Origin of the sequence: Vreelandella subterranea (genome assembly GCF_900111305.1) — a bacterium.
In the GTDB taxonomy this organism is placed as follows: Bacteria; Pseudomonadota; Gammaproteobacteria; order Pseudomonadales; family Halomonadaceae; genus Vreelandella; species Vreelandella subterranea.
Genome location: NZ_FOGS01000012.1, coordinates 118345 through 124409, shown reverse-complemented (window position 1 = coordinate 124409; position 6065 = coordinate 118345). Strand labels below are relative to the sequence as shown.

Genomic DNA, 6065 nt, shown 5'->3' with positions numbered 1-6065 from the left:
TGCCTGGGTGATCAAGGAAAAGCTACGCTGGATCCAGAAGGCCCCGACGCCCAGAGCGGCTCGATGGCGCATCACTAATTACCTCAAGGTCATGCAGGCGGCGGTGTCTGAAAAGCCACTACTGAAGCCGATGGGAAAGGCCTTGGCGACCCTTGAGCGGCACGCCGACGCGGTGGTCAGGCGCTGGCACTCGGGACTGACGAACGCGAGACTGGAAGGGATGAACGGTCTTTTTCAAGCGGCTCGGTCACGTGCACGTGGCTATCGAAACGAGGCTAATTTCATCGCTATGATCCACTTGATTGGCAGCCCGGTGGGCCGGCTATTCGATCAGGCCAAATCCACATGAAGTGACGAAGAGCCTAGAAAAAGCGAGCCACATTTTTGTAGCAAGCAAGGCTGCGTGGGATGACATTAATGATGACCTTCCTCAGTATTCAGAGCGCCCTATATAAGTGGCTAACAAGCAAGCACCGCGACCGTGAAGCAACTTCCACTACCTGCTTATGGCGCTGAACGAGGCCGATAAATATCGTTGGAAGGCCTCAGGCTCATCGGTGATTGCGCTGGCAGCTCCCCAGGCCCAGAGCGGATGGAAGGCGTGGGGATCGTTGGGGGTGTAGCAGAGCAGCGCATAGCCCGCCTGTACAACGGCTTCGGCCTGTGCGGGCTTCAAGCGGCCCCAGTGGGCATGAAGGCTGAAGGCGTCAATGTCGGCGCACAGTGTCCGCCAGTCCTTTGGCAGGCGGTTGACCAGGACGCCGAGCGCCAGCGTGTTGGCGGGCGCAAAGGTACGGCTGTGGCGCAGCGCCGTTTGATCAAAGGACGACAGCACAAACCGCTCGGCGGGCAGGGCGTCGAGCACGCTCGGCAGCACGCGGTCGACCAGCGCGATGGGGTCGTGGCCGCGATTGACCTTGAGTTCCAGGTTGACGCTCATCTCCAGCGCGTCGAGCAGCGCCAGCATGTCCTCCAGGCTGGCCATCTTTTCACCGGCGAATGCCTTACCAAACCAGCGGCCCGCGTCGAGGGTCTGCGTCTGGGGCCAGGTCATGCGGCGTAGCCTACCGCGACCGTCTGAACATCGGGCGACGTCGGCATCGTGCCAAATCACGGGGGTTCCATCACCGAGTAATTGGACGTCGAGCTCGACCCAGCGTACACCCGCGCGGTGGGCGGCGCGCACCGCGGCAAGGGTGTTTTCCGGGGCCGCGGCGGAGTAGCCGCGGTGAGCAATTAATGTGGGCAGTGAAATAGCAGGGTGCATTTGCAATGTTCCGTTAGCCGTCGGCGATCAACAGAACGAGTCTAGCACGGGGGTTGTGACAACTGCGTTGCGCTGCCGGGCAGATGGCGTTAGCTTGCTAGCTGAGCCTTACCTCATCTTATAAAAAAAGGAGCTTTCTGTGTCTCAACAACATGTGTCTCAACAACAGGCGTCTCAACGGATTCAATTTGCTCATACCGGCGGTTCCGAGGTGCTTGAACTGGTTGAAGTGACACCGGCGGCACCCGCCGCTGGCGAAGTCCGCGTGGCCAACAAGGCGGTCGGCCTTAATTTTATCGATATCTACTTCCGTACCGGGCTTTACCCGGCGCCCTCCATGCCCTCTGGCTTGGGCACCGAAGGTGCCGGTATTGTCGATGCGGTGGGTGACGGTGTTACCCATCTGAAAGAAGGCGACCGGGTCGCTTACGCGCAGGGGCCGCTGGGTGCCTACGCCGAGCAGCATACGTTGCCCGCGTCGAAAGTGGTCAAGCTGCCGGACTTTATCGATTTTGAAACGGCGGCGGCCAGCCTGCTAAAGGGTCTGACCGTTCAGTATTTGTTTCGCCAAACCTACGAACTCAAGGGCGGGGAAACGATTTTATTCCATGCTGCTGCCGGTGGCGTTGGTTCCATCGCCTGCCAGTGGGCCAAGGCACTGGGTGTCAAGCTGATCGGGACCGTCAGTTCACAAGAGAAGGCCGACCTGGCCATGGCCAACGGTGCCTGGGCAACCATCAACTACACCCAGGAAGACGTGGTCGAGCGCGTACGCGAACTCACCAACGGCGAGATGTGCGACGTGGTTTATGACTCGGTGGGTAAAGACACCTGGGAAACCTCGCTGGACTGTCTCAAGCCACGCTCGCTAATGGTCAGTTTTGGCAACGCCTCCGGCCCGGTCGACGGCGTTAATATCGGGATTCTCAACCAGAAGGGCGCGCTGTTTGTTACCCGTCCCAGCCTGAACGGCTATGCCGACACGCGCGAACGTCTCGAAATGATGTGCGATGACGTCTTTGCCATGTTGAAAAGCGGCAAGATCAAGGTTGAGGTGGCCAACCGCTATCCGCTTAAGGATGTGGGTAAAGCACAGGACGCGCTGCAGAGCCGCAAGACTACCGGTTCCACGGTGCTATTGCCCTGATGTTTCTTGCGCCACAACCAAAACCGCCCTCGCTGAGCGAGGGCGGTCGTGATGGCGAGCCGTCAAGCGTGGCTAGCCGTAGGCCAGGTTGGGGAGCCAGGTGACCAGTGCCGGGAAGAGAATGACCAGCAGTAGCCCCAGCGCCTGAATGCCCAGGAAGGGGAAGGATGAGCGGAATATCTGCGCCATGGTGATATGCGGCGGGCAGACCCCCTTGATGTAGAAAAGCGCATAGCCGAAGGGCGGGCTGAGGAACGACATCTGCATGTTGACCAGATAGATCACCCCGAACCACAGCGAGACATCAGCCGCGTCGACACCGGGCAGACCAAACACGCCGTCGAAGGTCATACCCTTGATCAGCGGCACGAAGATCGGCACCGCCAGCAACAGGATGCCGACCCAGTCGAGAAACATCCCCAGCGCCACCAGCAGTACCATCATCAGCATCAGCACCGCATAGGGGCCGAGTCCCGCGCCGGAGATCAACTCCTGTACGAAGGTCTGACCGCCCTGCAGGATGTAGAAACCGACGAAGATACTGGCACCGAAGATAATCCACATCACCATCGCCGAGGCGACCAGCGTGGTCATGCAGGCGGCGTGCAGGTTGGGCCAGGTCAGTCGCTTGTGCATCGCGGCAACCAGCAGTGCGCCAAAGGTGCCGATACCCGCGGCTTCGACGGGCGTGGCGATACCGGTAAAGATGATACCCAGCACAAGCACCACCAGAACGATAGGCGCCAGCATATTCCGCAAGAGGCGCAACTTCTCTTTCATGTCAACACGGTCTTCGACCGGCATCGGCGGGGCCATCTTGACGTTCAGGGTGCCGCGCAGCCAGCAGTAAAAGCCGTACATGAAAGCCAGCAGCAAGCCAGGAATCAACGAGCCAAGGTAGAGTTCGCCTACCGATTGCTGGGCGATGACACCGTAGATGATCGCCAGGATCGAGGGGGGGATGAGAATGCCCAGGGTACCGCCCGCCATGATCGAGCCGATGGCAATTTCCGGGTCGTAGTTGCGTTTGAGCATCGCCGGTAAGGCAATCAGGCCCATGGTGACTACGGCCGCGCCAATCACACCGACCATAGCGGCGAGCAGCGTGGACGCAATTACCGTGGCGATGGCCAGCCCGGCCTTGAGGCCGCCCATCCACTTGTAGACGACGTCGAACAGCTCTTCGATGATCCCGGCTTTTTCCAGCACCGAGGCCATGAAGATGAACAGCGGAATGGCCGACAGCTGATAGTTGGTCATCATCGGGAAGATGCGTGACGGCATCAGGTTGAGCATATCCTGGGTGCCGACCAGGTAGAGAAAGCACACGCCCAGGCCGCCGGTAACGAACGCCAATGGCAAGCCTGCCACCAGGACGACCATCAAGGTACCGAACATCACCAGCGTCAGGCCGCCGATGCCCACATTGCTCAGTGCCCCTTCGAGGCTGCCCGCAAGGCTTTCGTAGTCGGTGGTAGCGATGTTGACCATCTCAAAGCCAGTCCAGGCCGCCAGAATGACGCCCATGGCCACAAGCACGGTGGAAAACGTGCGACTGTCGACGCGCGCCTGTCGATGATGCCGGTAGGACTGGAAATCACGAATCAGTTGGGCAATTCCTTGCAGCAGCAGCAGCAGTGCCCCAAAAAACAGCATGAACTTCACCGGGTAAAACTGGATGGCCCACTCGGTAAAGGACGTCTCGTTGGCGTAGCTTGAGCCGAAGAAGAAACGGTCGCTCACCGCCTGAGAAAAGAACTTCCAGCCGGTGACCAGTAGCGCGATGGTGAAGATGAAAAAGAAGATCGAGGTCAGCAGGTCAAGCGCCGCCCTGTTGATGGGTTTGGCTCGCGAGTAGAGGATGTCGACCCGGACGTGACCACCTTCACGTAGAGCAAAGGCGCCAGCGATCAGATACTGCATGCCGAACATCAGGGTCATTGATTCATGGGCCCAGTTGGTCGGCGAGTTGAAGGCGTAGCGCATCAATACTTCGTAGGCGAAAACGAACGGAGCAATCAGCGCCCAGTAGGCCACATAGCGGCCAAAGAAACCGGAAACGCGATCGACGACGGCGGTAAACAGGTTGCCCGGCGGTTGATAGGCGACCTCGCTGGCCTCGCTGGTGGGTATCTCGGCGGTGTCGCTGCCGCTGATCGTGGCGCCTCGGCGGAAGCTGCGGTCAACAAGCAGCATGACCAGCAACGGCAGCAAGAACAGTACCGACCAGTAGAGCCAATGAGGTAAGGTGAAATTGATCTCAAGATTCATGGACACTCCTCCGCAATGCCATCACCTTCAGGCGATAGAAACGGATTTTCGAGCCGACGGGATGCGGAATTAAACGTTACGCTCTATGCAAACCGGGTGCTGCGGCTTCTCTCCACAACACCCGGTGGCCTGAGCAGGCAGGTTAGGCGTTAAGTTCGTAGCCCTGGATGTCTTCCTCGGTGACCAAAGCCACCGCGGGGTCCATCATGGTATCCAGGTGGGCGCGGAATAGACGGGCTGCGTCGGCATCCTTGTTGGCCCACTTGAACCACAGCGGAATGGCTACTTCGCGGAAGCGCGTTGCGTCCTCTTCGGAGAGGTGGATGATCTCCACGCCTTTTTCGCGGTACTTGGGCCAGGCCTCTGCGTTGGCCTTCTGGATTGCCGCATAGTGCTCGCGTGAGTAGGCGGCTACCAGGTCGTGCATCAGGTCCTGGGTCTGGGTCGACATGCGCTCGAACACGCGGCGGTTGACGGATATGTCCATTAAGTCGACGGACTGGTGCAGGCAGGGCGTCGAGGGCGGTCCCATGATGATGTAGTCGGCCACCTGCCAAAAACCCAGCTCGTAGTTGACAGCGGCGCCGGTGTAATCTGCTGCGTCGATGGTGCCTTTCTCTAGGGCCGGATAGACCTCGGACCCTGGCAGCAGGGTGGTGCGAGCGCCCATGGCGGCAAAGGTTTCCGCCACGATGCCTCCCGGCATGCGAATCTTGACCCCTTTGAAATCGTCGAAGCTGCGCAGCGGAATCTTGGAGTGGATCAGGTTAAGGTCGTGGTGAACGTAGCCGAGCAGTTCCTGGCCCTGCTTGCGGTAAAGATCCTTGGCAATGTCGAAGCCGCCGTAGGCACCGAACATCATGTCCCACTGGTGGGGTAGCGAGAGCCCCATGGGGAAAGCCGTCAGGAAGACGCCCGCCGGCATCTTGCCGGGCCAATAAACGGTGAACCAGTTTTGGCCGTCGAGCACGCCGTTACGTACCGCATCGGCGACTTCAAAGGCGCCTGCCACGGCGCCAGCAGGGAAGGGCTCGATGCGTACCTCGCCTCCTGTGGCTTCGGCGACACCGGCTGCCCAGGCTTCGAATGTCCGGTAACCAACGGTGCCCGGCTGCCACGAAGACTGCATACGGATGCGAATACCTTCCTGGGCCTGAACATTGCCGATCCAGGGGGCAGCGACGGCAGCGGCGGAACCGGCGGCCGCCGTTTTAAGGAAATTACGCCGCGTGGAAGACCCCTTGATGATGGAGGAAGGTCGCTCAGTTGATGTGGAGATTGAAGATTCTGACTTCGCGTTTTGCTTTTTGTTATGCATGTTGGAAGCTCCAGCAGTGATCATTGTCACTGTTTGTTTTTGTATTCCCATACTCAAAATTG

General features: G+C 59.3%; 5 protein-coding genes. 2 read left to right on the top strand and 3 right to left on the bottom strand.

Translation table 11 applies throughout. The features are described 5' to 3' along the window. A partial coding sequence (locus BMX75_RS15885) for a transposase (protein WP_139197159.1) occupies positions 1 to 349 on the top strand: 349 nt, incomplete at its 5' end. A gap of 147 nt (positions 350 to 496) precedes the next feature. On the opposite strand, the gene BMX75_RS15880 is transcribed toward BMX75_RS15885, so the two are convergent. Further along, positions 497 to 1267, bottom strand: a complete 771-nt coding sequence (locus tag BMX75_RS15880; protein WP_092829569.1) for a glycerophosphodiester phosphodiesterase family protein — start codon at positions 1265 to 1267, stop codon at positions 497 to 499. A gap of 139 nt (positions 1268 to 1406) precedes the next feature. Between BMX75_RS15880 and BMX75_RS15875 the strand changes: the two genes are divergently transcribed. Continuing rightward, positions 1407 to 2414 carry an NADPH:quinone reductase gene (locus tag BMX75_RS15875; protein ID WP_245748599.1) on the top strand — a complete coding sequence of 336 codons (1008 nt, stop codon included), beginning with the start codon at positions 1407 to 1409 and terminating at the stop codon, positions 2412 to 2414. 72 nt (positions 2415 to 2486) lie between these two features. On the opposite strand, the gene BMX75_RS15870 is transcribed toward BMX75_RS15875, so the two are convergent. Together BMX75_RS15870 and dctP are read right to left on the bottom strand one after the other, a co-directional pair. Then, complete coding sequence (locus tag BMX75_RS15870; RefSeq protein ID WP_092829567.1) at positions 2487 to 4685, bottom strand: TRAP transporter large permease subunit; 2199 nt, start codon at positions 4683 to 4685, stop codon at positions 2487 to 2489. Positions 4686 to 4827: 142 nt separating this feature from the next. Then, a complete protein-coding gene (gene dctP, locus BMX75_RS15865) occupies positions 4828 to 6003 on the bottom strand; it encodes a TRAP transporter substrate-binding protein DctP (RefSeq protein WP_217639889.1) in 1176 nt (391 codons plus the stop codon). Between the last annotated feature and the right edge of the window lie 62 nt (positions 6004 to 6065).

Excerpts from the sequence above, each read along its gene's own strand:
- dctP (WP_217639889.1), bottom strand. The coding sequence starts at position 6,003 with ATGCATAACAAAAAGCAAAACGCGAAGTCAGAATCTTCAATCTCCACA.
- BMX75_RS15880 (WP_092829569.1), bottom strand. The coding sequence starts at position 1,267 with ATGCACCCTGCTATTTCACTGCCCACATTAATTGCTCACCGCGGCTAC.
- BMX75_RS15870 (WP_092829567.1), bottom strand. The coding sequence starts at position 4,685 with ATGAATCTTGAGATCAATTTCACCTTACCTCATTGGCTCTACTGGTCG.